Annotated in this window: 25 protein-coding genes; 12 read left to right on the top strand and 13 right to left on the bottom strand. The window is 46.1% G+C overall.

Annotated elements, in window-relative coordinates; genetic code table 11:
* Window positions 1-66 precede the first annotated feature (66 nt).
* From benA to pcaD, 9 genes are all read left to right on the top strand, one after another.
* Window positions 67-1,455, top strand: coding sequence for a benzoate 1,2-dioxygenase large subunit (benA, locus tag AC3IT7_RS06710; protein WP_489249842.1), 1,389 nt, complete (start codon window positions 67-69; stop codon window positions 1,453-1,455).
* Window positions 1,452-1,943 (top strand): benzoate 1,2-dioxygenase small subunit, encoded by a 492-nt coding sequence (gene benB, locus AC3IT7_RS06705; protein WP_313390233.1) that lies wholly within the window; start codon window positions 1,452-1,454, stop codon window positions 1,941-1,943. The genes benA and benB overlap by 4 nt, the downstream gene beginning before the upstream one ends.
* Window positions 1,944-2,033: 90 nt before the next feature.
* Window positions 2,034-3,050 (top strand): benzoate 1,2-dioxygenase electron transfer component BenC, encoded by a 1,017-nt coding sequence (gene benC / locus AC3IT7_RS06700; protein ID WP_489249841.1) that lies wholly within the window; start codon window positions 2,034-2,036, stop codon window positions 3,048-3,050.
* A gap of 24 nt (window positions 3,051-3,074) precedes the next feature.
* A complete protein-coding gene (gene benD, locus AC3IT7_RS06695; RefSeq protein WP_489249840.1) occupies window positions 3,075-3,860 on the top strand; it encodes a benzoate diol dehydrogenase BenD in 786 nt (261 codons plus the stop codon).
* A 58-nt stretch (window positions 3,861-3,918) separates the two neighbouring features.
* On the top strand, window positions 3,919-5,133 hold the full coding sequence (benE, locus tag AC3IT7_RS06690) for a benzoate/H(+) symporter BenE (RefSeq protein ID WP_489249839.1): 1,215 nt from the start codon (window positions 3,919-3,921) through the stop codon (window positions 5,131-5,133).
* A gap of 43 nt (window positions 5,134-5,176) precedes the next feature.
* Window positions 5,177-5,848: a 3-oxoacid CoA-transferase subunit A gene (locus tag AC3IT7_RS06685; protein WP_489249838.1), complete on the top strand. Its 672-nt coding sequence runs from the start codon at window positions 5,177-5,179 to the stop codon at window positions 5,846-5,848.
* 19 nt (window positions 5,849-5,867) lie between these two features.
* Window positions 5,868-6,521 carry a 3-oxoacid CoA-transferase subunit B gene (locus AC3IT7_RS06680; protein WP_489249837.1) on the top strand — a complete coding sequence of 218 codons (654 nt, stop codon included), beginning with the start codon at window positions 5,868-5,870 and terminating at the stop codon, window positions 6,519-6,521.
* A gap of 130 nt (window positions 6,522-6,651) precedes the next feature.
* Entirely contained in the window at window positions 6,652-7,857 is a 1,206-nt protein-coding gene (gene pcaF / locus AC3IT7_RS06675) for a 3-oxoadipyl-CoA thiolase (protein WP_489249836.1), read from the top strand.
* Window positions 7,858-7,927: 70 nt separating this feature from the next.
* Entirely contained in the window at window positions 7,928-8,707 is a 780-nt protein-coding gene (gene pcaD / locus AC3IT7_RS06670) for a 3-oxoadipate enol-lactonase (RefSeq protein ID WP_489249835.1), read from the top strand.
* A 63-nt stretch (window positions 8,708-8,770) separates the two neighbouring features.
* On the opposite strand, the gene AC3IT7_RS06665 is transcribed toward pcaD, so the two are convergent.
* Window positions 8,771-9,658 carry an EamA family transporter gene (locus tag AC3IT7_RS06665; protein WP_489249834.1) on the bottom strand — a complete coding sequence of 296 codons (888 nt, stop codon included), beginning with the start codon at window positions 9,656-9,658 and terminating at the stop codon, window positions 8,771-8,773.
* A 376-nt stretch (window positions 9,659-10,034) separates the two neighbouring features.
* Here AC3IT7_RS06665 and AC3IT7_RS06660 point away from each other — a divergent pair, with 376 nt between their 5' ends.
* Window positions 10,035-11,516 carry a PAS domain S-box protein gene (locus tag AC3IT7_RS06660; RefSeq protein ID WP_489249833.1) on the top strand — a complete coding sequence of 494 codons (1,482 nt, stop codon included), beginning with the start codon at window positions 10,035-10,037 and terminating at the stop codon, window positions 11,514-11,516.
* Complete coding sequence (locus tag AC3IT7_RS06655; RefSeq protein ID WP_489249832.1) at window positions 11,507-12,154, top strand: response regulator transcription factor; 648 nt, start codon at window positions 11,507-11,509, stop codon at window positions 12,152-12,154. Before AC3IT7_RS06660 ends, AC3IT7_RS06655 begins: the two co-directional genes overlap by 10 nt.
* Before the next feature lie 30 nt (window positions 12,155-12,184).
* On the opposite strand, the gene AC3IT7_RS06650 is transcribed toward AC3IT7_RS06655, so the two are convergent.
* The 11 genes from AC3IT7_RS06650 to AC3IT7_RS06600 form a co-directional block, all read right to left on the bottom strand.
* Window positions 12,185-13,177: a 2Fe-2S iron-sulfur cluster-binding protein gene (locus AC3IT7_RS06650; RefSeq protein WP_489249831.1), complete on the bottom strand. Its 993-nt coding sequence runs from the start codon at window positions 13,175-13,177 to the stop codon at window positions 12,185-12,187.
* 6 nt (window positions 13,178-13,183) lie between these two features.
* Window positions 13,184-13,516, bottom strand: a complete 333-nt coding sequence (locus tag AC3IT7_RS06645) for a non-heme iron oxygenase ferredoxin subunit (RefSeq protein ID WP_489249830.1) — start codon at window positions 13,514-13,516, stop codon at window positions 13,184-13,186.
* Window positions 13,513-14,283 (bottom strand): SDR family oxidoreductase, encoded by a 771-nt coding sequence (locus AC3IT7_RS06640; protein ID WP_489249829.1) that lies wholly within the window; start codon window positions 14,281-14,283, stop codon window positions 13,513-13,515. The genes AC3IT7_RS06645 and AC3IT7_RS06640 overlap by 4 nt, the downstream gene beginning before the upstream one ends.
* The gene (locus tag AC3IT7_RS06635) at window positions 14,280-14,804 is read right to left on the bottom strand and encodes a flavin reductase family protein (protein WP_489249828.1); all 525 of its coding nucleotides are present in this window, start codon (window positions 14,802-14,804) and stop codon (window positions 14,280-14,282) included. Before AC3IT7_RS06635 ends, AC3IT7_RS06640 begins: the two co-directional genes overlap by 4 nt.
* The gene (locus AC3IT7_RS06630) at window positions 14,791-16,062 is read right to left on the bottom strand and encodes a styrene monooxygenase/indole monooxygenase family protein (RefSeq protein ID WP_489249827.1); all 1,272 of its coding nucleotides are present in this window, start codon (window positions 16,060-16,062) and stop codon (window positions 14,791-14,793) included. The genes AC3IT7_RS06635 and AC3IT7_RS06630 overlap by 14 nt, the downstream gene beginning before the upstream one ends.
* Before the next feature lie 56 nt (window positions 16,063-16,118).
* Window positions 16,119-16,580 (bottom strand): nuclear transport factor 2 family protein, encoded by a 462-nt coding sequence (locus tag AC3IT7_RS06625; protein ID WP_489249826.1) that lies wholly within the window; start codon window positions 16,578-16,580, stop codon window positions 16,119-16,121.
* Window positions 16,581-16,592: 12 nt separating this feature from the next.
* Window positions 16,593-16,946, bottom strand: coding sequence for a hypothetical protein (locus AC3IT7_RS06620; protein WP_489249825.1), 354 nt, complete (start codon window positions 16,944-16,946; stop codon window positions 16,593-16,595).
* 11 nt (window positions 16,947-16,957) lie between these two features.
* On the bottom strand, window positions 16,958-18,160 hold the full coding sequence (locus tag AC3IT7_RS06615; protein WP_489249824.1) for an aromatic ring-hydroxylating oxygenase subunit alpha: 1,203 nt from the start codon (window positions 18,158-18,160) through the stop codon (window positions 16,958-16,960).
* 89 nt (window positions 18,161-18,249) lie between these two features.
* A complete protein-coding gene (locus AC3IT7_RS06610; protein ID WP_489249823.1) occupies window positions 18,250-19,584 on the bottom strand; it encodes an acetamidase/formamidase family protein in 1,335 nt (444 codons plus the stop codon).
* 33 nt (window positions 19,585-19,617) lie between these two features.
* Entirely contained in the window at window positions 19,618-20,502 is an 885-nt protein-coding gene (locus AC3IT7_RS06605) for a SphA family protein (protein ID WP_489249822.1), read from the bottom strand.
* 303 nt (window positions 20,503-20,805) lie between these two features.
* Window positions 20,806-21,249 (bottom strand): GNAT family N-acetyltransferase, encoded by a 444-nt coding sequence (locus AC3IT7_RS06600; protein WP_489249821.1) that lies wholly within the window; start codon window positions 21,247-21,249, stop codon window positions 20,806-20,808.
* A gap of 276 nt (window positions 21,250-21,525) precedes the next feature.
* Here AC3IT7_RS06600 and AC3IT7_RS06595 point away from each other — a divergent pair, with 276 nt between their 5' ends.
* Window positions 21,526-22,593, top strand: coding sequence for a zinc-binding metallopeptidase family protein (locus AC3IT7_RS06595; protein ID WP_489249820.1), 1,068 nt, complete (start codon window positions 21,526-21,528; stop codon window positions 22,591-22,593).
* A gap of 277 nt (window positions 22,594-22,870) precedes the next feature.
* Here the strand turns inward: AC3IT7_RS06595 and AC3IT7_RS06590 are convergent, their stop codons facing one another.
* Window positions 22,871-24,046 carry a thiolase family protein gene (locus tag AC3IT7_RS06590; protein ID WP_489249985.1) on the bottom strand — a complete coding sequence of 392 codons (1,176 nt, stop codon included), beginning with the start codon at window positions 24,044-24,046 and terminating at the stop codon, window positions 22,871-22,873.
* Window positions 24,047-24,136: the final 90 nt, after the last annotated feature.

Here is a 24,136-nt window from a genome sequence, read left to right as displayed (position 1 = left end):
TAAAGAGGCGGGGTATATTTCTAGATATATCCCGCTGACTTCCCCCTGGAAAGTCGGAGAAAGGACATGCCTCGTATTCCCGTAATTAACACCAGCCATCTGGATCGTATTGACGAACTACTGGTGGATGATTTTGAATCTGGTGAATTTAAACTGCACCGTTCAGTATTTACAGATCAGGCCCTGTTTGACCTGGAGATGAAATACATCTTCGAAGGCAACTGGGTTTATCTGGCACATGAAAGCCAGATTCCAAACAACAACGATTTCTATACCACCTATATTGGCCGTCAGCCAATTATCATTGCACGTAACCGTCAAGGTGAACTGAATGCAATGATCAATGCCTGTTCACATCGCGGTGCACAATTGTGCCGTAACAAGAAAGGCAATAAAGCGACCTATACTTGCCCATTCCATGGTTGGACGTTCAATAACTCTGGTAAGTTATTGAAAGTCAAAGATCCGGCTGAAGCAGGTTATTCAGACTGTTTTAATAAAGACGGTTCTCACGACCTGAAAAAAGTAGCGCGTTTTGAAAACTACAAAGGCTTCCTGTTTGGCAGCTTGAATCCGGACGTTCCTTCTCTTGAAGAATACCTGGGTGAAGCGACCAAGATCATTGACATGATCGTGGGCCAGTCTGAGCAAGGTCTGGAAGTATTACGTGGTGCTTCGACTTATACCTATGAAGGTAACTGGAAGTTGACTGCTGAAAACGGTGCCGATGGTTACCATGTATCTGCTGTACACTGGAACTATGCTGCAACCACTCAGCAACGTAAAGAAAAACAGGCGGGTGACAATATCCGTGCCATGAGCGCAGGTTCATGGGGCAAACAAGGCGGTGGTTCTTACGGCTTTGAACATGGTCACATGTTGCTTTGGACGCAATGGGCTAACCCGGAAGACCGTCCTAACTTTGCCAAAAAAGACGAATACACCGAGCAATATGGCGAAGCCATGGCGAAGTGGATGATTGAACGTTCACGTAACCTGTGTATCTATCCAAACGTGTATTTCATGGATCAGTTCGGTTCACAAATCCGTGTACTGCGCCCGATTTCTGTCGATAAGACTGAAGTGACGATTTACTGTATCGCGCCTGTAGGTGAAGAGCCGGAAGCACGTACACGTCGTATCCGTCAGTATGAAGATTTCTTTAATGCATCAGGTATGGCAACGCCAGACGATCTTGAAGAATTCCGTGCATGTCAGGCTGGTTATGCCGGTATCGCGCTGGAATGGAACGATATGTGCCGCGGTTCAAAACACTGGATCCATGGGCCGGATGATGCGGCAAATGAAATCGGTTTAAAACCAAAACTGTCTGGTGTTAAAACAGAAGACGAAGGTCTATACCTGGCTCAACATCAGTACTGGTTAGAACTGATCAAAAAAGGTATTGCGACTGAGAAAGAAATTGCAGCATCTACTGAAGGAGAAAACGCATGAGCGACATCACTTTAGAAAATATTGCTCAGTTCCTGTATCAGGAAGCACGCTTTTTAGATGATGAGCAATGGGACGACTGGTTAACCTGTTATGCCCCGACTGCTTCTTTCTGGATGCCGGCTTGGGATGATGATGACCAACTGACGACAGATCCACAGTCTGAAATCTCGTTGATTTACTATCCAGACCGTCAAGGTTTAGAAGACCGTGTGTTCCGTATCAAGACTGAACGCTCATCTGCAACCATGCCGGACACCCGTACCTGCCATAACATCAGCAATATTGAAATTGTTGAACGTGATGGCGACAAGGTTACTGTACGTTTTAACTGGAATACCTTGAGTTTCCGTTACAAAAACAGCTACAGCTACTTCGGTATGTCACGTTATGAAATCGATTTTTCAGGCGATAAACCACAAATTTTAAGCAAATACGTGGTATTGAAAAACGATTACATCAACCAGGTCATCGACATTTATCACCTCTAAGACTGTTTTTACAGCTAGGTCAAGCCTTTCAGTCATATGGAAAATTGACTGAAAGGCTTAGTTACAAAGATTTATATAGGATATTCAGCCATGTCAAACCACAATGTTGCACTTCAATTTGAAGATGGCGTTACACGTTTTATTTCTGTTTCTGACGGAGAAACCCTGTCAGACGCAGCTTACCGTCAAAAGATCAATATTCCTTTGGACTGCCGTGATGGTGCTTGTGGAACGTGTCGTGCGTTTTGTGAATCAGGTTCGTTTGACATGCCTGAAGAAACTTATATTGAAGATGCATTAACACCTGAAGAAGCTGCAGAAGGCTATATTCTGGCCTGTCAGTGTAAACCGACTTCAGACGCAGTTTTCCAGATTCAAGCTTCATCAGAAGTTTGTAAAACTGAAATTCACGCGTTCCAGGGTACTTTGGCACGTGTAGAAAACCTATCTGACTCGACCATTACCTTTGACATTCAGTTAGACGAAGGTCAACCGGACATTCACTTCCTTGCCGGTCAATATGTCAATGTCGGCATTCCGGGCACGACTGAAACCCGTTCTTATTCATTCAGTTCAAAACCAGGTAATCGTTTAACCGGTTTCGTGGTACGTAACGTGCCAAATGGTAAAATGAGTGAATTCTTGAGCGCCAATGCCCAAGCTGGCGACAAAATGACCTTTACTGGCCCATTTGGCAGCTTCTACCTGCGTCCTGTGACCCGTCCAGTATTGATGCTGGCTGGTGGTACAGGGATCGCACCGTTTATGTCAATGCTGCAAGTCCTCGAAGAAAAAGGTTCAGAACATCCAGTGCGTCTGGTGTTTGGTGTGACCAATGACTTTGACCTGGTGGCGATTGAGAAACTGAACGAACTTCAAGAAAAATTCTCCTGGTTCGAATACCGCACTGTGGTGGCTAACCCTGAATCTGCTCATGAGCGTAAAGGTTATGTAACCAGCCATATCGAAAACGAATGGCTAAATGGCGGTGATGTTGATGTCTACCTGTGTGGTCCGGTACCAATGGTAGAAGCAGTTCGCGGCTGGTTAGATGCTGAAGGCGTTAAACCGGCAAGCTTCCTGTTTGAAAAATTCTCTGCAAACTAAGTTCAGACTGAGTCGGAGAATAGAATGAATCGTGCAAAAAGATTTGAAAATAAAGTTGTCATTGTGACTGGTGCCGCCCAAGGCATCGGGCGCGGTGTCGCGCTGCAAGTCGCAAGCGAAGGTGCTCAAGTGGTCATGGCCGACCTTTCCCCTTATGTGGAAGAAGTACTGGCTGAAATTGAAGCGACTGGCGGTGATGCAATTACCGTTAAAGCCAATCTGGAAACATTTGCGGGTGCCCAGTCCGTGGTTGAAAAGGCACTGGAAACCTATGGCCGTGTTGATGCCCTGATCAACAATGTGGGCGGTGCCATCTGGATGAAACCTTTCGAAGAATTTTCTGAAGAAGAAATTATCAAGGAAGTGAATCGTTCATTATTCCCAACCATGTGGTGCTGCCGCGCAGTATTACCGGAAATGATTAAGAATCAGAAAGGTACAATTGTAAACGTATCTTCTATTGCCACGCGTGGTATTAATCGTGTTCCATATTCAGCATCTAAAGGTGGTGTGAACGGTCTGACGGCTTCCCTCGCCTTTGAACATGCCAAAGATGGAATCCGGGTCAATGCCATTGCCACTGGCGGTACCGAAGCACCACCACGTAAAGTGCCACGTAATGCCAACCCGCTGAGCGAATCTGAAAAAGAGTGGATGCAGCAAGTGGTTGATCAGACCATTGATCGTACTTTTATGGGACGCTACGGCACAATTCAGGAACAGGTCAATGCCATTGTATTCCTGGCTTCTGACGAGTCATCGTATATGACCGGTACCGTGGTACCTGTCGGTGGTGGTGATCAGGGCTAAGTCCTGATCATAAAATTTTCAACAGGATCATGGTTCGGCGCAAGGAGGCACATCACCAATGAATAACCTGTTTCAAACTTTAAAAAATGATTGGTCAATTTCAGCGACTGTTGCAGGATTTCTAGCAGTCCTGATTTCCTATTCAGGTCCACTGATCATTTTTTTCCAGGCAGCACAGCAAGCCCAGGTTTCCCCAGACATGATGATTTCATGGATTTGGGGAATTTCTATTGGCGCTGCACTTGCAGGTATTTTTTTATCAATTAAATATAAAATACCTGTAGTAACTGCCTGGTCTGCTCCCGGAACTGCTTTATTAGTTACGCTTTTCCCCGATATTTCACTCAATGAAGCAGTCGCTGCCTACATCACCTCTGCTGTGGTGATTTTTTTAATTGGGATTACCGGTTATTTCGACAAACTGCTGTCCTGGATTCCCCAGGAAGTCGCTGCCGGGATGATGGCCGGTATTCTGTTACAGTTTGGCTTGGGTCTGTTTACGGCTACCGATACCATGCCCTACATTGTGTTTGGAATGTTAGCGGTATTTTTGCTGGCAAAACGCTTCAGCCCACGTTATGCCATGGTCTGGGTGTTAGTCGCGGGTGTAGTTTTAAGCCTGTTACTGGGCAAAATCAACCCGGTCAGCACCAATTTCAGTCTGGCGATTCCGCAATTTATTGCACCAGAATGGACCTGGAATTCCACCCTGAATCTGGCATTACCGCTCATTTTGGTCAGTCTCTCGGGGCAATTCTTACCCGGTATGGCGATTATCAAGCTTAGCGGTTATGACATGCCCGCCAAACCGATCATCAGTGCCACCAGTATCGCCTCGCTTGCAGTGGCCTGTGTAGGCGGTATCACCATTGTACTGGCATCGATTACGGCTGCGTTATGTTTGGGCAAAGATGCACATGAGTTGAAAGAAAAGCGTTATATCGCCGGGATTGCAAATGGACTCTTCTATATTTTAGGCGGTTTATTTGCCGGCAGCATCGTGATGCTGTTCAGCCTGATGCCCAAAGAACTTATTGCAGCTTTGGCAGGACTGGCATTACTCGGTGCGATTGCCACCAATATTTCCGTTGCAATGGGCAAGGAATCACAACGTGATGCTGCCCTGATCACCTTTTTAGCGACTGCATCGGGTATGCAGTTCCTGGGACTGAGTTCAGTCTTTTGGGGGATCTGTATTGGATTAGTGGCACATTTTCTATTGTCACAGAAAGACCGTAACGCAGTTCCAATTGCAGCATCAGATTCAAAATGAGTTTAAAGACATCCATAAGTTTAGGATATGAAAGGACCAGATTATGATAGATAAAAGTTCATTATCATTGAAAGAAGCACTCTCCCAGATCAAAGATGGTTCAACCATCATGATCGGTGGTTTCGGTACAGCAGGCCAGCCTGCTGAACTGATTGATGGTCTGATCGAATTGGGTATCAAAGACTTAATTATCGTCAACAATAATGCCGGCAATGGCGACTACGGTTTGGCAAAACTGTTAAAAGCCGGTGCAGTGCGTAAAATCATCTGTTCTTTCCCGCGTCAGTCTGATTCATGGGTATTCGATGAACTTTACCGTGCCGGTAAAATCGAACTTGAACTGGTTCCTCAAGGCAACCTGGCTTGCCGTATCCAGGCTGCAGGTATGGGTCTGGGTCCAATCTACACCCCGACTGGTTTTGGTACCTTGCTGGCCGAAGGCAAACCAACTTTAAATTACGAAGGCAAAGACTTCGTGTTAGAAAATCCAATCAAAGCTGACTTTGCTTTAATCAAAGCCTCTAAGGGTGACCGCTGGGGCAATCTGGTGTATCGCAAGTCTGCGCGTAACTTTGGCCCGATTATGGCGATGGCCGCAGATATCACCATTGCTCAGGTTTCTGAAGTAGTGGAACTGGGTACGCTGGACCCTGAACATATCATCACCCCGGGAATTTTTGTTCAACACGTTGTACAAGTTAAACCTGCACAATAATTGGCATCGGAGATATATAATGAGCTATAGCAAACTGACCCGTGACCAGATCGCTGAACGTGTGGCACAAGACATTCCTGATGGTGCTTATGTTAACCTGGGCATCGGCTTGCCAACCAAGATTTCCAGCTACCTGCCTTCAGACAAAGATGTATTCCTGCACTCTGAAAATGGCCTGCTGGCTTTCGGTCCTCCTCCTGCTGAAGAAGACCGTGATCCGGAGCTGATCAATGCAGGTAAAGAATTCGTCACCTTACTTGAAGGCGGCTCATTCTTCCATCATGGTGATTCTTTCGCGATGATGCGTGGCGGTCATTTAGACATCGCCGTACTGGGCGCGTTCCAGGTGGCTGAAAATGGTGACCTGGCCAACTGGCATACTGGCGCACCGGATGCGATTCCGGCGGTTGGCGGTGCAATGGATCTGGCTGTCGGTGCCAAGAAAGTTTTCATCACCACCGACCACGTGACCAAAAAAGGCGAGCCAAAAATCGTGGCTGAGCTTTCCTATCCGGCGACTGGCCTGAAATGTGTCGATCGTATCTATACCGACCTGTGCGTGATTGATGTGACCAACGAAGGTATGAAAGTGATTGAGAAAGTCGAAGGTCTGTCATTTGAAGAATTGCAGTCATTGACTGGCGCCAAGTTGATTGATGCGACTCAAGCTTAAGTAGTTTCAAAAGATAAAATCCCCCTATATCCCCCTTTTTCAAAGGGGGACTTCACACAAAAGAAATTTAAACTGAGTGTAAAGTCTCCCTCCTTTCAGGAGGGATTAAGGGAGGTAAAAGGAAAAGACAATGAAAAACGCATATATCGTTGATGCCATCCGTACCCCATTCGGCCGTTATGCAGGTGGTCTCGCTCCTGTCCGTACTGATGATCTCGGTGCACTTCCTATCAAGGCCTTGATGGAACGTAATCCATCAGTGAACTGGGAACAGGTTGATGACGTGATCTATGGCTGTGCCAACCAGGCTGGTGAAGATAACCGTAACGTTGCCCGTATGTCAGCGCTGCTTGCAGGTGTGCCTTATCAGGTGCCTGCAACCACAGTCAATCGCCTGTGTGGTTCATCGCTAGATACCATCTCCATGGCTGCGCGTGCGATTAAAGCCGGTGAAGCCCACTTGATCATTGCTGGTGGTGTCGAGTCAATGTCTCGCGCACCTTTCGTCATGGGCAAGTCAGAAACGGCTTATGGTCGTAGCCAGAAGATTGAAGACACCACCATGGGCTGGCGTTTCATTAATCCGAAACTCAAAGAAATGTACGGCGTAGAAACCATGCCGCAAACGGCTGAAAATGTCGCTGAACAGTTCGGGATTAACCGTGCCGATCAGGACAAATTTGCCCTGACCAGCCAGCAACGTACAGCTGCAGCGCAAGCCAAAGGTTTCTTTGATAAAGAAATCATTCCGGTGGTTATTCCACAACGTAAAGGCGATCCGGTGGTCGTGGATAAAGATGAACATCCACGTGCGTCTACCACTGCAGAAGCGTTGGCGAAACTGAAACCTGTGGTAAAAGCAGACGGTACCGTCACAGCAGGTAATGCATCAGGCATTAACGATGGTGCAGCAGCACTGTTGATTGCATCTGATGACGCCATTGCACAATACGGCTTAAAACCACGTGCCAAAATCATTGGCTCAACCGTGGTCGGTGTTGAACCGCGCATCATGGGCTTTGGTCCTGCGCCAGCCATCAAAAAGCTGCTTGCTCAAACCGGCTTAACGCTAGAGCAAATGGATGTCATCGAGCTGAATGAAGCTTTTGCTGCCCAAGCACTGGCATGTACCCGTGACCTAGGTATTGAAGATGGCTCGGAAAAAGTCAATCCGAACGGCGGTGCGATTGCCTTGGGTCATCCACTCGGTGCATCTGGTGCACGTCTGGTGACCACTGCCTTGAACCAGCTTGAACAGACTGGTGGCAAATATGCACTATGCTCTATGTGTATTGGTGTCGGTCAAGGTATCGCTTTGATTATTGAACGCGTTTAATCCTCATTCAAAGTCCCCCTTTCATAAAGGGGGATTTAGGGGGATTTATAAGATTAAGGATTTAAAAAAAATGCCAACATTTACATCAAATGATGCACAAATTAATTACCAGACTTTTGGTGATGCAGCAAAACCTGCTTTGGTATTTTCCAATTCATTGGGCACCAAATTCAGCATGTGGCAACCACAAATTGATTTTTTCCAGAAAGATTATTTTGTAGTATGTTATGACACCCGTGGTCATGGCGCTTCGAGCGCTCCACAAGGACCATATACACTGGATCAACTGGGTCAAGATGTGGTGAATTTACTGGATCATTTAGATATCCAGAAAGCTGCTTTTTGTGGCATTTCCATGGGTGGTTTGACTGGCCAATGGCTGGCTATTCATGCACCTGAACGTTTTAACCACGTGATTGTTTGCAATACAGCAGCGAAAATCGGTCAGGAACAGGCCTGGCTGGAACGTGCTGCACTGGTACGCGAGCAAGGCTTAGCACCGATTGCAGCAACTGCAGCATCACGCTGGTTTACCGAACCCTTTATTCAAAGCAACGCAGCAATTGTTGCACAACTTTCAAACGACCTTGGTGCTGGCAGCCCGGAAGGTTATGCGAGTTGCTGTGAAGCTTTGGCTAAAGCGGATTTACGTGAACAGTTAAAGACTATTTCAGTTCCGGTACTGATTATTGCAGGTCAACAAGACCCGGTAACAACTGTAGCTGATGGTCAGTCAATGCAAGACAGCATTGCCAACAGCCAACTGTTTGAAATCAATGCATCACATATTTCAAGTGTGGAACAGGCTGAAGCGTTCAATCAGGCAGTTCAGGCATTTATTGCAGCTTAAACTTCTCAAAAAAACAGAAAAAGCCACTGATCATCAGTGGCTTTTTTTTAGCTCAAATAAAAATTAAGCCCAGATCACTAAAATAGCAGCGAACACCACCAGGCCTAGTCCCCAATGTTCGGCACGTGCCAGTTTTTCCTTAAAGAAATATGCGGAAATCAGCATGCTAAACAGAATCTCAATTTGACCTAGCGTTTTGACGATTGGCACACTCATCATACTCATGGCAGTAAACCAGCCCAACGATGCCATAAAGCTGCATACACTGACTTTAAACGTTAATCCCAAGCGTTGCCACATAGCCATTAAAGTCTGGCGGCTAAATAGACTCAGATAGATCAGCATACTGATGCACTGAAAACTGATCACCATCAGCAGTACCCATGCAGCCCGATGTACAGTTGGCAATGCGCTTAATTCCAGACTCGCCTCTCTGACCAAGAGTGAGGTAATCGCAAAGCTCAAACCACTGCCGATTCCAATTGCTAAGGTTTTGGCAGAAAATCCGCTGATCTGCTGGCCCTTACTCAGCAAAAATACTGCATAGCCACCAAGCACCACCCCAATCCAGGCCAGTAGCGATAAATGATCTGCTAAAAATACGACACCAATGACGGCGGCAAGAATGGCTTCACTTTTAGCCAGCCCTACTCCTATTGCATAATTTTTTTGTTGAAACAGCTTCACCATCAAGGCAGTTGCTAAAATCTGGCTCGAACCGGCAATCACAATATAGACCCAAAATCTGGGAGTAAAATGAACGATACTGGCAACGGGCTTGAAGTAATACAGACTGTATAGATAGACCAGGGCAAAAGGTAAGGCAAAGATAAACCGTGCAAGCGTGACACCCCAAACATCGACTGTAGTGCTTAGCTGTTTTTGAAATGCATTACGCCATGCCTGCATAAATGCAGCCATTAAGGTGAAGAAGATCCAGCTGATTGCCATAAATCATCGCCATTACAACAAAAGTGAATCAATTCTAAGCTTTCATACAATGCATGACTAATTAAAAATGGAATGAAGGCTAATAGCAGAAAGTTTGGCTTAATTAGGAAAGAAGCCTGCTGAAAAAATACAATATGATCTGCCAGTCATTTTAAAACGTGAAAATGGTACTAATTTTGCTTATCCAATCTAGCTAGGCTGATAGATGTAATGTTGATTTATTTTATATGTTTAAAGTATGCAATTAAACCTGAAGTGTAATTGCACTCTTTTTTACTTTGCTTCAATATGAAATACAAAATAATAAGTATTTGTCATTGAAGGCGAATATCCCCTGTACCAGATTGCCGGATGCTATCTCAGGTAAGGAATGAAAATGACCAGTTTAAATTATTATCAAACCATCTTTGATAAGGCGGGTGATGCCATTTTTGTGCATGATATCGGCAGTGTCGAATTCATGGACGTCAATGAGGCTGCTGAAGCCCTGACCGGTTACAGCAAATCTGAATTAACTAGCATGAGTGTAGAAAAAATCAGTGCACATAACCATGGTTTTGATTTTCACCATGCCTTAAAAAAGGTGCAACAAGCTGCCAGCCATGAAGCAATTACATTTGAATGGATTATTCAGGCACAGAATCAACAGCAGATTCCCGTGGAAGTTTGCCTGAAAACGGTCGAAATTGAACATCAGCCCAAGCTACTGGCTTTGGTGCGCAACATTAGTGAAATTAAGAAATATCAGTATCAGCTGCAGTCTAAAGATCAGTATTTCAAGATGCTGCTGGAAAACTCGGGCGATGGCATCGCGATTCTGGACCTGCAAGGCAAACTGCTGTATGCCAGCCCTTCCCTACAACGTATTTTGGGTTATCGTGACCGCTTTGTTTTGAATAAAAATGTGTTGAGTGTCATTCATCCGGATGACCGCATCAAAGTCCGGCAACTGTTATTTAAAAAACCGGCTGAACAGTCGATTGGAGTGCTGCACTACAAGATTCTGCACCATAATGGTAAGTGGCGGTACCATGAGGCGACCTATCGCAACCTGCTCGACCATCCGGATATTCAGGGAATTCTGATCAATTACCGCGATATTAGCGAACGGATTGAAGCAGAAGAAATGGCACGGGCTCGGGAACGTCAATTAGGGCATATGTCACGCTGCAAAACCATGGGGGAACTTGCGACCGCACTGGCACATGAACTGAATCAGCCCTTAGCTGCACTCAATAATTATGTCGGGGGTAGCATTATCCGTATTCACAACGGCCTGGCCAATACCACTGAAACGCTGGATGCCATGAATGCCGCACTGGATCAGACTAAACGGGTCAACCAGATTATCCACAGTATGCGCAGCTTTTTGCGCAAAGGCGAAGCCAATTTTCAGATTCATTCCCTCAATAAACTGATTCAGGACCTGCATCCCCTGATTGGACTGAAAGCCGATCAGGGAGGCTGTACCATTCATTATGAGCTAAGTGTGACGCCGGTTTATATTTCTTCTGATGAAACCCTGTTCAGTCAGGTGATGATTAATCTGGTCTTTAATGCGGTGGATGCGTTACAACGCAATCCTGAAGGTCAGCGTGATATCTATATCCGAACCTGGCAGTATAACCAGCATGCCCGAATTGCCATTGCAGACAATGGTCCGGGATTGCAAGGACAAAATCCGGAACAGCTGTTCGAGTCTTTTTATTCGAGCAAGAAAGACAGCATGGGTATCGGATTGACTTTATCGCGTAGCATTATTGAAAACCATCAGGGTTATTTATGGGTCTGCCAGGGTGAATCTGGCGCAATTTTTAATATTTCATTATTTGCACAGGAGCGTGCTAAATGTATTTAAATAATTCTCATGTTCCCGAACCCATTGTCTACGTCATTGATGACGATCAGGATATCCGAAACTCACTAACCTGGTTGCTGGACTCCGTTCAGCTGGAAACTAAAACATTTAGCAGTGCAACCGAGTTTTTAAATTATCCACGGCCGAATACCCCAGCCTGCCTGATTCTGGATATTCGTATGCGCGGTATGAGTGGCTTGCAGTTACAGCAACAACTTAATCAGCAAAAAGCCTATATTCCGATTATTTTTATGACCGGCCATGGTGATATTCCCATGTCAGTAAATGCCATGAAAGCCGGGGCTTTTGATTTTCTGGAAAAACCTTTTAATCCGCAGCATATGCTGAACCAGATTCAGGCCTGCCTACAACAGGCCGAGCAGGACTTTGTCGCAGGTGAAAATCGCAGACAGCAATTGCTGAAACTGAAATCCTTGTCACCACGTGAAAATGAGATTCTTAATTTACTGGTCGATGGCCTATCCAGTAAACATATAGCGCAGATGCTGAATATCAGTCATAAAACTGTCGAGATTCATCGTACTCATATCCGTCAGAAACTCGGGACGGAGTCGATTGCACAGATTGTGAACATGGTGCTGATGTGCCGGGGAAAAAGCATTCAGGCGATGAGTTAACCATCGCCTGATCATTTTATTCAGCTTAACTTAGAAAAAGCGGTCAAAGTGAATCTGTTGTGGTGGAATGCCCGCCTGATGGGCCATCTGTTCAATGGATTTCACCATCGGCGGTGGCCCGGCACAGTAAATCTCATGTTCAAGTAATTGCTCGCCCAGCACATCATTGATTACCTCATGAATAAAACCGGAACGGATATCGTCTATCAGTTCTGCAGACGTAGCAGGCACGTAATTGAGACGTTCACCCAATTCGGTCCAGTCCCTGAGCTTATTTTCAGTCAACAAATCACGTTGTTCACGTCCACCGTGGAAGAACCAGACCTTCTGATGTTGCAAGCGCGGATTAGCCGCCACACCACGCGCAATCGCCAGCATTGGCGCAAGACCTGAGCCACCGGCAACACAGATAATCGGACGTGGCTGTTCCTGCAAATGCGCCAGACCATAAGGCCCATCAATCTGAATTAGAGCATGTTGTCGCTGCTGCTCATCGAACAGCAAATCGGTCATTTTGCCATTCGGCACACGGCGAATCTGGAACACCCATAGCCCTTCGTCATTCGGCAAATTCGACATCGAATAGGCACGCAGTAATTCCTGATTTACCCAGAGCAGCGCATATTGCCCTGGAATAAATTGGGCTGGTTCATCCGACTGTAAATGAATTTCTAGAATATCATGAGTAATCGGTTGCACATGCTTGAGCTTCACGGCTTGCTGTTTTGGCAAAATTTTAGGCGTGCACTGTTCATCTAAACGAACCTTGATCATACAGTCCGATTTTGGCCGGCACTGGCAAGCCAATACACGTCCCTTACGTTTATCGCGATCAGACAACCCAGGTGCGTCTTCCCACAAATTTTCTACCGCACCTGACAACACTTCAATTTTACAGGTTCCGCAACCACCGGCATTACATTCATAAGGCAAACCTAAACCTTCACGCAAACCGCCACGCAGCAGAACATCGTCTGCTGCACAGTGAAATTGCCCCTGTCCTTCAATCTGGATTTTATACATAGCGCTTTACCCTACCAAATAGACCTGACCATCACGTACAAATGAGGTATAGGTTTTAAGTGGAATACTGCAGGGTGCACCACACGGCTCACCGGTCTTGATATCGAAAGCGCCGGCATGAAACGGACATTCCACTTCGCAGCCATCAACCTCACCATCAGCCAAAGAAGCATCCCCATGGGTACATGTATCATCGGTGACATAGAATCCACCATCTTCCAGATGGAACACCGCTAGTGGTGGATAACTGTCGATAATAACCTGTAAGCCTGCCCCCTGTTCAATATCCGAGGTGAGGCAAAGAAATTTTTCAGCAATATTGTTCACTTGAATATTCATGTGCTCAACTCCTCAATCGGTGAATCCGTCGCTTCCGGCCCCAGAGTGTGATAACCGCCATCGGCATGGATAGTGCTACCGGTGAGCAATTTGGCTTTTGGACTGCAAAGTAGGCTTAAGGCCTCCGCCACTTCTTCGGCATCGGCAATACGGCCCAGTACATGGAAACGACCCGCAACACGATCAGTTTTCGGACGGTCATTGCCTGAAATCATCTGCATTGGCACAGACCAGGTCCAGCCCAAAGACAGAGCATGCACGCGGATATTATCAGTGGCTAAATCGAGTGCCATACTTTTGGTTAGCTGTTCCAGCGCGGCTTTTGATGCCGGATAAACCCAGCGCTCTTTCTGGGCAATACGGGCACTGACACTACTGATATTGATCACTGCAGCATCTGAACTCGCTTTCAGCAATGGGCGGCAGGCCTGTACCAATGCAACATGACCAAACACCGTGACATTGAAAGTATTTTGCCAATCTTGACGGGTCGACTCAGATCCATGGTCTTCATACAGACAGGCCAGATTCACCAGAATATCCACTTGTGTCAGCTTGCCCACTAAGGCCTGAATGCTGTTATCGCTTGATAGATCCAGATATTCAAAGCGACTTTGGGTTTCATTCGCGACCTGTTGGCCTTGTTCCTGATTAATATCAGCAATAATGACGTCGGCATCCAGACCTTTTAATTCTTTGACAACAGCCTGGCCAATATGGGTTGCACCACCTGTTACTAAAACAACTTTATTCTTGAGATCGCTCATGAGACCTCCTGATATTGCGGCCATTCAGTAAACTGTCCTTTGCAAAACAGCAATGGACGCTGATTGCTGTGACGGCATTGCTCAATTTTTCCAAGGAAAATCTGGTGATCACCGGCTTCAATCTGCTTTTCATTTTTACAAACGAACTGCACCACACACCCTTCCAATACGGGCGCTTTAGATGGTTCAATATTCCACACACCATGCTGGAATTTATCGGAAATCGGCTTGGCAAAATTTAGCCCGATATCTTGCTGGTCTGCTCCCAGAATATTGATGGCAAAGTATTCTGCATTTTCAAAAACCGTACGGCTTGGTGAATGATTCACCAGACTCCATAGCACCAGCGCAGGATCTAATGACACGGAACTAAAGGAATTAATAGTCAGTCCGACAGGTTGTTGCTGTTGATCCAGACAGGTGACAATCGCGACACCTGTGGCAAAACCTCCGAAGGCCTGCCGAAGCGATTTCGCTTCAGACAGGTCAACGTCCTGCCACATTACTTCAGGCAGCTGCATGATTAAACTCCTTGCGGGACAGATATTTTTTTGCACCTTCCGCACCATCGACTGCTGGCCAGAAACCACGTGGATGGTTGAAGTGCCCCATAAAATCATCAGCAATGGCCTGTTTTTGAGATGCAGCACCCAAGACCTGAAGCAGGCTTTCACTTGGTGGATTCAGCAACAGGTTAGTAAATTCAGTGGTATAGCGACCTGAATATTCCCAGAATTCTTCAAAGACTTGCGTCATCCATTCGGCAGTAAAGGCTTCATCACCATGCGCCAGAATGGCCTGCAAATAGTGCTCCACCATGCGGGTGGCATTATTGGCTCCCTGTCCGGCAATCGGGTCATTGACCATCACTGTATCGCCGATGCCCCAGATTGCAGCACCATTGTCTAGAGTCGCGACCGGATAACGAACTTCCGGACGGAATGCCCCTTTCAGCCAGGCATTCGGATCACTCAGTTCCATATTGTCTACCATACGGAAGCTCTGGTCTGGCGTCACTTTGGCTACTGCTTCTTTCATGCGTTGCAGCATTTCGTCACCGTTAGTCACGTCATCAAAGATATCTATCGGACCATTGGGTACGCATTCGAACAGGAAGCTACGGCATGGGCCATGGGTATGGCTATAGAATGGCATGCTGAAATATTCGCCTGCACCGGCAATAAAGTTAAAGTGCAAGGTTTGTGATGGCTGCCCCTGCCAGCTGTCTAGTCCGCACAAGTCATCACCTACCACCAAAGCTGCGGCCAGTTTACGCGGGGGTGCCTGATGCACTGAGCGGGATTCATTGCGCTTAAACAGGCTGGTGATATTGCCCTTGCCGGCAGCAAGAATCGTCAGATCATTTTCAGCAGAAATCACTTCCAGATCTTCAGGACTGACATTTTGAATGACTAGTTTGCCACCACGGCGTGGATATTCTTCTAGCCAGCGGTGGTATTTGGTGCGCTGGTCCATGGCAATACCTTTATTTTCATGCAGGAAACCGGTTAAAGGCAGTGCAACCGTACCGTCTGGCGCACGGAAGTCGACATGAATCACCTCTCCATGATGTGCCTTGCCATCCCAGAAATTCAGGCCCAGTTTGCGTTCCACATCCAGGGTATTAGCGAAGAACATAGTGGTACTGACCATTCGGCCATGTAACAGTTCATCAGCCGGACGATCGACATATACAGTGACGTCATATTTGTGTTCGAGTAATGAGAATGCCAGTAATAAACCTGCCTGCCCACCACCAATAATTGCAATTTTTCTCATCTTTTTAATTCCTCTTTGGGCCGTGTCTGATGCAGCAGTTGTCGCTCCATATGCGCTCAAGTTGTCGGATACGGCTGATTAAACGTCAGGTTCAGTTCCACGCGGTCAAATTTCCAGAGCCGGTCTTCATCCTGCCGGACACTGGCGCTATAAAATCCGCCCAGACACCTGGTGGTGGCCTGCATGCCTTTCTTGGCAAGGTTGCAGACTTCCCAAAGCATCCAGCTGACTTCGGCATGCTGTTGATCCAGCACTTCGATATCCGGCATGGCCATAATGTGCAGGCTCCATAGCACCTGCGCTTCAGCAATGCCAGACAGCGCATCCAGAATGTTTTGCCGGCCCTGATATTCACCAAAACCTTTGGCACACCAGACCGCATCTTCATGAAACAGATGTCGCATAATGACCGGGTTGTTGCGCTGGTCCGCTGCGGTTGCGTAACGGCCGACTAGGCTGCGAATGGCTTCGCAGCTTTCCAGATAATGCAAACGCGTTTCCAGATTGTGCTGGTCCATCTTGATTTCCTTTTAAACGTTGACCACGTCACCGCTTTCATAGACAAAACGGGTTTCTGTAAAGGCGTATGGCACACCCACTGAACCTTTATACAGTTCGATATGAGGTGCAATTTCTGCAAAACTCAGGCTGAGCCAGTACAGCTTGTGTAACTCTTCCGGCAATGAGCCCAATGGATATTGGTCTAATGCCGCCAGCAGGTTACGCATTTCCGGCAGAATCGCATCATAAAATGCCTGCAGCTCTTCTTTGGTGGAGTTCAGACGGGCCAGATGACGTTGTTTAGAGCTTCCAAGTGCCCACTTCGCTACAAAAGGTTCCAGAGCAGTAAAGTCAGCCGGCAGTTGTGAAATGATATTTGACATGTGCATTCTCCTTAGGCGCGATTCAGGTATTGTTCAAGAACGTGGTAGCCATGACGAATCAGGATTTCTTCATCCTGTAAATGCATGACTTTCTTGGCTTTTGATTCTAGTGCCTCTTGGGTATCTTCCATGGTTGCGGTATCTTCTAACCAGGCATTACGCTGCAGTACCTGAGCAAATTCCTGTGCCCAGCGCTCTGAATAGGTTTTCGCTTTAGGCAGGTAGTAACGGCCTTCCCAACGGGTTTTGTTGTGACCGACTGGCCAGAACTGGTGGGTAAACCATACGCCTTCTGTCACATGCACCAGAATGTTCGGGAAAATAACAGAAAGCTCGAATGAAAAATCATCACGGTCATTCGGATTCACTGACTTCGGTAACTGTGTACGTTCGTAGTGATTGACCAGTGATGCTCCGGTAATTTCCCCGGAAAGCGCCGCAGCCGGTTTTGGATTAGCATTTTTAGTGAGGCAGACTGCACAGGTACGGTGATCACCAAACAGTTGTACTTCTTGCAGGCCCGATGCAAATACATTTGGGAATGAGCCGGCATGGATGGTGGCTACGTGATAAGCTTCCGCAAAGGCATCATGCGCGACTTTCCAGTTACAGTTCAGCACCGTGTTATAGGCAAAACATTCTTCCATTTCATGGAAGGGATAACCGCCTAAATGTGTACCCATGCCACCCAAGAATTCTTCTACACCTTGAGTGCCTTCATTATCCAGATTCACAAAAATAAAGCCTTCCCAGACTTCGGTGCGCACTGGTGCCAGACCGTTATGGCCTTTGTCAAAGCAGGAAGTGAACTTTTCTTCTTCTGGCACGTTGACCAGATCACCTTTGACATCATAGACCCAGCCGTGGAAACGGCAGGTCACGACTGCAGCTTTGTTTGAACCGAAAGTTTCGTTGTCGGTTTCTACCACAACCTTGTTGCCCCGATGCGAACAGATGTTGTGGAAGCCGCGGATCTCGCCGTCTTTGCCATGCATAAGAATCACGGAAGTTTTAGCAAAATCCAGACGTTTGACCTTGTAATCTCCTTTCTTTGGAATTTCTTCAACACGACCGACTTTTAGCCAGACTTTAGAAAATACCTTGTCGATTTCTTCCTGATAGATTTCCGGTGAAATACATGGCTCGGTTGGAATAGGTTCAATACCGAGTTCAGGATAAAGTTCGCCCCAACGGAGTTTAGAATTACTGTTCATATGACATTCCTGTTCAAGTTTTTAAGTTCTTTACTTTCAATAGGCAGTAGCGTGGCCACCACTGCAGCTGTTGTTAAATCCAGTTTTGATTAAAGTTGATAGTGTTCGCGCACTAGATCTGCAATGCCAAGTTTTTCCAGAATTGGCATTGGACACAGGAACGTGGCGCGTACCATACCCGGCAAACGGCTGATTTCAATCGAACCGGTAATGGTGCAGCGGTTCATGACTTCGTCATAGCTCAAAGCCGTAGTTTTAGCCGCACGGTTCAGTGCATTTTCAGTCGCATCATTCAGGTTTTTTCCGGTACCCATGAAGGTAATTGGACCGCTTTCTTCGATTTCGGTCTGGCCCCAGCGTTCGCCGAGTGCCTTCACTTTCTCTTTTTCTTCTTTGGTAAAGGGACGGGCCATGGGTGGAAGATCATCTGGTGCCTGCAACAGGATTGGACCATCAATAGTTAAGCCTTTAATTACTTCTACTTGCAGTTCGGTTTCACCAGATACATCGGTTGCGTGACCGGCAATTTCTCCATTACCTTGCTGCGCATGCATGTCACCCATGTACACACCAGCACCGGGAACTTTCACTGGACAGATCAAGATACAACCCGGACGAATCGAGTTGGTGTCCATGTGGCCATCAGTTTTTGCTGCAACCAGTTCTTCTTCCGTCATGCCAAATTTGTGCGGTGCATTAATCAGGTACTGACCAAAGTCATGACAGTTATGTGAGTCAGGTAAGTCGCGTGAAGGTGTGGTACCAATGTTGCCGAGGAACGGACGCATATGCGCTGCGACACCTGGCATATCGGCACGCGCCAGTGACAGAATAGAGTGCTGTGCTGCATGCTCAGGAAGTGCCGAAAGTTCATTGGCATTGCCAGCCAGTTTGTTGGCAATTTCTTGATTTACCGTCAGGCTGACTTTATTTTCTTCATCCAGAACAATCACATAGCCGTGTGAAAATTCAAAAGCACTGACTTCTGCATCACAGTTTTTGCAACGGATGGCATCTGCCCCAATGCCCTCAACATAGCTTGCTGGCTGTTCGGTACCACATGCACTACAATATTTCGCCACAAACGGGTCACCGTGGTAACGCCCTTCAACAAAGCTCATAACCCCTGAAGAAGTTGCAATCGAAGTCACTTTCATTTTCTTGATTTTCAGGGCAACCGCATCGCCCACTTCGGCATCTTCAATAAACACAGGCAATGTCACTTCATGACCGCCCTGAAATGCAGGCGTAATCATGGGTCCCCAGCAGCCTGGCGGTGTACCGGTTTTCAGTGTTCCACCATTTTTTAGTGGGCCCAGCATACGTTGGCTTGGACCAACGATCCCGCCCGAAAATTCATTGACCAGCAGATAGTCTACTGCGTTGCTGCTGCCTGCTGCATAATCTTGATTTTCAATTTTCATCATGTGCCCCTATGTATTGAATTATTGGGATTTTTAAAATGGAATGGTGAGATCGAGTGCAAACTTCTGACCTTCAGGCCGGTTTTCTACATCAAATTCTTTTTGGTATTTGGCAGCGACTGCGATACCTTTTGGAAATTGATAACGTACTTGTGGGCCAATACTGGCTGCTTTGGCTTTGAAGTCGCCGAGGATTGCGCCTTCACCGGAGTCACCTTCAAGCTGGCGATGTACATAACCACCTAGACCCACTGCCAAAGGCCCCATATGTTTGACTACGATGTAGTCCACATGTAAGGCATTACCTGATTCATAATTGGTATCTTTGTTTTCAAAGTTGATGTCATACATCCACTTGGTGCTGACTTCGATGCCTTGCTGGTTTAGATAAGTCGTAGAAATAATCGGTTGAATGGTGTAGTAATTACGGCCAATATTGGCTAAGCGGTTTTTGTTGTATGAACCCACTGGAATATAGAAATCGACACCCGTTGCCACATGCCAGTTGCCTTTATGCCAGCCCAGCAGGAATGGATCAATAATTACATCACCAAGTGCAGTTTTTTCATCTTGCCCACCGCCCAAAGTGATGTCGGCATTGGCATAGACCAGAAATGCGTGCATACCCCATGTCGCACCTAGAAAGGTCTTGTCACTGACATACACACCACGCGCAACAGTGGCAAAAGTATCCAGTTTGAAATCATCAAATACCAGATGATCATTTTTGAATTTGTCTGCTGAATAAAACTGGTTGTAGCTCACCAGATAAGTACCGGGCGGTGGCATTGCACCAGCGAAGAAACTTTCTGTGCCATCCGGATAGGCACTACCGCCATTTTCAGCTGCAAATGCGAACGGTGCACAGCTGATCAGGCTTGTGGTGAGTACCACTGATTTCAGATATTTGCTTAGCATTTACAGCTTTCCCCCAAGTCTTTAAAGTCGTTATTTGCAGGGCTTTCGAAGCCTCAAGCGCATGACTTAATCTAGACCTGAAACATGGCAGGGAAATATAAGGACGAATCTGTGTTTAGATAGGCAAAACCTGGAGATAACTAGCTGAAACTGCGCAGTACGCTAGGTGTTTGTCTGGAGAAAATTTAGCTAAATGGCACATTGTTATAGGTGAAAATACCTATAAATTAGCCAGAAAATGGCCATTTTTTTTGGAAAAATTTTGCAAGATAAAATTATGCCTGGCGCCCTTTCATTTCGCTTTTAACAATCCGGATAACCCTTTCGCATCGGAATAAAACGGATTCCATATTCTTCTGTATAGTTTCCTGTTTCAACAAAACCAAACTGTTTGTAAATATCCCGGGCATAAATACTGGATTTCACTGTAATACTGCAATGACCGTGACGGCGGATCTCATGCTCTAAAAAGTGCCACATTTGGCGACCAAATCCCTGACCCTGGTAAGCTTTATTCAAGAAAAAATGCATGAAATGTGCAGGTTCCATATAAGCCACCACCCCGACTACTTTGCAGTCAATTTCAGCCACATAATAATGAATATCTGTCCGCTCAAAGATGGTTTGAATTGCTTCAGCTTTAAAATGTAAGCGTCCCTGCTCTGTCGTAGTGACAGCATCTACAAATGGCGCAATAACTTCTACAATCGCAGAGGTATCCTGAATCCTCGCTTTTCTAATTTTCATATCCTTTAAAATTTCCTTTTAACCTGGCTAGGCTGTAAAAAACTCCATCCATCAATTTATACTTTTCTTAGTCATCTTTTCTATTAAAAATAAAGCGTTATTTGGCTGAGACTATAATATCAATCATTCTATATTTACAATTCCGCCATATAGAGTTTTTCCCAAAATTTTTATGATGTTATTTCAATAGGATGAAATTTAGGTAGGCATTCTGAACTTCTTGTATTTATTTTTGATAAATATTCTAGACGGTTCGCTTCCCTGCAGGGAGTTGAGATGAAACATTTTGAATGCGCCGTCTGCCAGCAACAGCTGTTTTTTTACAAATCAGTCTGTGATCATTGCATGTCACCGATCGGCTATGTCGCCTCGGAAAAAGAACTGTGCTCATTTAAAAAGCAGAGTGCTGACCAATGGATTCCGGTCTCCAAAAATTACCAGCACGCCAGCTATAAACCCTGTCATAACTATACGCACTATCAGGTGTGTAACTGGATGATTCCCAGCAGTGACGATGAAGATTTTTGTGAATCCTGTCAGCTCACTCATGTGATTCCTGATCTGGAAAATCCAGAAAACCTGATTTACTGGTTTCGGCTGGAAGAAGCCAAACGCCGTTTTCTTTATTTGGCGCAGCGTATGAACATGATGCCGCGACCGAAAAAATCTGAAGATGATCCATTCGGCCTGCGTTTTGATTTTTTATTGCCTGAAGATGATAAACCGGTTTTGATTGGGCATGCCAATGGTGTCATTACCTTAAACGCGATTGAAGCTGATGTGGTCTATCGTGAAACAACCCGTGTGAATATGGGAGAAAACTACCGGACTTTATTGGGTCATTTTCGTCATGAAAGCGGACATTATTATTTTGCACTGATGCAGCACCTACACCCGGAACTGCTCGAAGAATTTCGGCATTATTTTGGCGATGAACGGCAAAATTATAGTGAGGCCCTGCAGACTTATTATAATGACGGTGCCCCAATCAACTGGCAGGAACGATATATCAGTGCCTATGCCACTGCCCACCCTTGGGAAGACTGGGCAGAGACCTGGGCGCATTATCTGCATATGATGGAAACACTGGAAACTGCTTATTATGCGGGAATGCGTGTTATTGGTAATGGCAGCTATCTGGCCAGCATGGATTTTAAAGAATGTCCAATTGGTGGACAAGACGTTGAACATATTCTGGAAAACTGGGTCACCTTAACCTTTAATTTAAATGCATTAAACCGTTGCATGGGTCTGGAAGATGCCTACCCCTTCAAACTCACCGAAGCGGTAAAAGAGAAGCTACGATTTATTCATCGGCATGTACTGGAAAAAGTTTTTAAATAATGTAGCGCTTTTAGAGCACAGCAATATCGTAAATGAAATCAGCAAAGTTGGTGCAATATATAGTTGAGGTCAGTGAAGAGACTGGCTGATCTTTATTTTTTAATTGACGCTCATATAAGAGAGATAAAAACATGATCCAGACCTGTCTGAAGCAGGACTCGATTTAAAACTATGATTTTAACTTCATTACTGCCTGCTGCTCCTGGCGCAGCAGGAGCAGCATAGTCTGAATCAGTCAATATTGATTTTACGACTTAGGTATTAGATATAGGCTGATTTAAATCAGTTCTACTGCAATCGCAGTTGCTTCCCCACCACCAATACAGAGCGCAGCAATACCTTTTTTGCCGCCGGTACGTTTCAGCGCATGAATCAAGGTCACAATAATACGGGAACCAGAAGAACCCAGTGGATGACCGAGCGCACAAGCACCGCCATTGATGTTCACTTTTGCTGGATCAAGTTTAAAACCATCAATGGCTAACATGGTCACCATGGCAAACGCTTCGTTGATTTCCCAAAGGTCTACCTCTTGAGCATCCCAACCGGTTTTTTTCAGGACTTTTTCAATCGCACCTACTGGTGCAATGGTAAATTCTGACGGATGTTGGGAATGGCTGGCATAGGCCAGAATATTGGCCAGCGGTTTTAAGTTGCGCTGCGCAGCAATTTCACTTGAAGTAATCACCAGCGCAGAAGCACCATCCGAAATTGAGCTGGCATTTGCTGCGGTAATGGTGCCATCTTTTTTAAATGCCGGACGCAAGCTTGGAATCTTGTCAGCTTTGGCATTTAAAGGCTGTTCATCCTGCTCCACCACGATGTCGCCTTTACGGCTGCTGACAGTCACGGGTACGATTTCATCTTTAAAGAAACCTTGCTGCACCGCAGTGACGGCTTTATGTAATGAACCAATTGCATAATTGTCTTGCTGCTCACGGGTATAAGCTTTCTTATCGGCCATTTCCTGTGCCAGAATGCCCATCGACAGACCTGTTTCAGCATCTTCCAGACCTTCCTGGAGCATGTGATCGGTCACCTTGCCATGTCCCATACGGAAACCGGCACGTGCCTTGTCCATTAAATATGGAGCATTGGACATAGATTCCATTCCGCCAGCAATCACGATCTCTGCAGAACCGGCCTTGATCGCATCTGCTGCCTGCATCACCGCTTTCATGCCTGAACCGCAAATTTTATTAATGGTGGTGGCACCCGTTGAATCCGGCAAACCGGCCTGACGCATGGCTTGACGTGCCGGGCCCTGTTTTAAACCTGCAGGAAGTACACAGCCCATAATGACTTCATCAATATCGCTGGCTGCCAAACCTGCACGGGCTACGACTTCTTTAATCGCCACAGCTCCCAAATCCGGTGCCGTACAGTTCGAAAGCGAACCTTGAAAACCGCCCATTGCAGTACGTACAGCATCTACAATTACAATCATTTTAATCTCTTCCTTTTTCATCATTATGATCCACACTGCACAATAAAAGCGTTGCAGTGGTTGTCCTTCCTAACACTTGCCGGTTTAAGCCTGCGC

The organism is Acinetobacter sp. KH_038 (assembly GCF_057839405.1).
Note: the sequence above shows the minus strand (reverse complement) of the source record. Positions and strands in the feature narration are given on the sequence as shown.

What these genes read in the sequence shown, in the direction of transcription:
- benA (WP_489249842.1), top strand. Translation starts at nt 67, where the DNA reads ATGCCTCGTATTCCCGTAATTAACACCAGCCATCTGGATCGTATTGAC.
- benB (WP_313390233.1), top strand. Translation starts at nt 1,452, where the DNA reads ATGAGCGACATCACTTTAGAAAATATTGCTCAGTTCCTGTATCAGGAA.
- benC (WP_489249841.1), top strand. Translation starts at nt 2,034, where the DNA reads ATGTCAAACCACAATGTTGCACTTCAATTTGAAGATGGCGTTACACGT.
- benD (WP_489249840.1), top strand. Translation starts at nt 3,075, where the DNA reads ATGAATCGTGCAAAAAGATTTGAAAATAAAGTTGTCATTGTGACTGGT.
- benE (WP_489249839.1), top strand. Translation starts at nt 3,919, where the DNA reads ATGAATAACCTGTTTCAAACTTTAAAAAATGATTGGTCAATTTCAGCG.
- AC3IT7_RS06685 (WP_489249838.1), top strand. Translation starts at nt 5,177, where the DNA reads ATGATAGATAAAAGTTCATTATCATTGAAAGAAGCACTCTCCCAGATC.
- AC3IT7_RS06680 (WP_489249837.1), top strand. Translation starts at nt 5,868, where the DNA reads ATGAGCTATAGCAAACTGACCCGTGACCAGATCGCTGAACGTGTGGCA.
- pcaF (WP_489249836.1), top strand. Translation starts at nt 6,652, where the DNA reads ATGAAAAACGCATATATCGTTGATGCCATCCGTACCCCATTCGGCCGT.
- pcaD (WP_489249835.1), top strand. Translation starts at nt 7,928, where the DNA reads ATGCCAACATTTACATCAAATGATGCACAAATTAATTACCAGACTTTT.
- AC3IT7_RS06665 (WP_489249834.1), bottom strand. Translation starts at nt 9,658, where the DNA reads ATGGCAATCAGCTGGATCTTCTTCACCTTAATGGCTGCATTTATGCAG.
- AC3IT7_RS06660 (WP_489249833.1), top strand. Translation starts at nt 10,035, where the DNA reads ATGACCAGTTTAAATTATTATCAAACCATCTTTGATAAGGCGGGTGAT.
- AC3IT7_RS06655 (WP_489249832.1), top strand. Translation starts at nt 11,507, where the DNA reads ATGTATTTAAATAATTCTCATGTTCCCGAACCCATTGTCTACGTCATT.
- AC3IT7_RS06650 (WP_489249831.1), bottom strand. Translation starts at nt 13,177, where the DNA reads ATGTATAAAATCCAGATTGAAGGACAGGGGCAATTTCACTGTGCAGCA.
- AC3IT7_RS06645 (WP_489249830.1), bottom strand. Translation starts at nt 13,516, where the DNA reads ATGAATATTCAAGTGAACAATATTGCTGAAAAATTTCTTTGCCTCACC.
- AC3IT7_RS06640 (WP_489249829.1), bottom strand. Translation starts at nt 14,283, where the DNA reads ATGAGCGATCTCAAGAATAAAGTTGTTTTAGTAACAGGTGGTGCAACC.
- AC3IT7_RS06635 (WP_489249828.1), bottom strand. Translation starts at nt 14,804, where the DNA reads ATGCAGCTGCCTGAAGTAATGTGGCAGGACGTTGACCTGTCTGAAGCG.
- AC3IT7_RS06630 (WP_489249827.1), bottom strand. Translation starts at nt 16,062, where the DNA reads ATGAGAAAAATTGCAATTATTGGTGGTGGGCAGGCAGGTTTATTACTG.
- AC3IT7_RS06625 (WP_489249826.1), bottom strand. Translation starts at nt 16,580, where the DNA reads ATGGACCAGCACAATCTGGAAACGCGTTTGCATTATCTGGAAAGCTGC.
- AC3IT7_RS06620 (WP_489249825.1), bottom strand. Translation starts at nt 16,946, where the DNA reads ATGTCAAATATCATTTCACAACTGCCGGCTGACTTTACTGCTCTGGAA.
- AC3IT7_RS06615 (WP_489249824.1), bottom strand. Translation starts at nt 18,160, where the DNA reads ATGAACAGTAATTCTAAACTCCGTTGGGGCGAACTTTATCCTGAACTC.
- AC3IT7_RS06610 (WP_489249823.1), bottom strand. Translation starts at nt 19,584, where the DNA reads ATGAAAATTGAAAATCAAGATTATGCAGCAGGCAGCAGCAACGCAGTA.
- AC3IT7_RS06605 (WP_489249822.1), bottom strand. Translation starts at nt 20,502, where the DNA reads ATGCTAAGCAAATATCTGAAATCAGTGGTACTCACCACAAGCCTGATC.
- AC3IT7_RS06600 (WP_489249821.1), bottom strand. Translation starts at nt 21,249, where the DNA reads ATGAAAATTAGAAAAGCGAGGATTCAGGATACCTCTGCGATTGTAGAA.
- AC3IT7_RS06595 (WP_489249820.1), top strand. Translation starts at nt 21,526, where the DNA reads ATGAAACATTTTGAATGCGCCGTCTGCCAGCAACAGCTGTTTTTTTAC.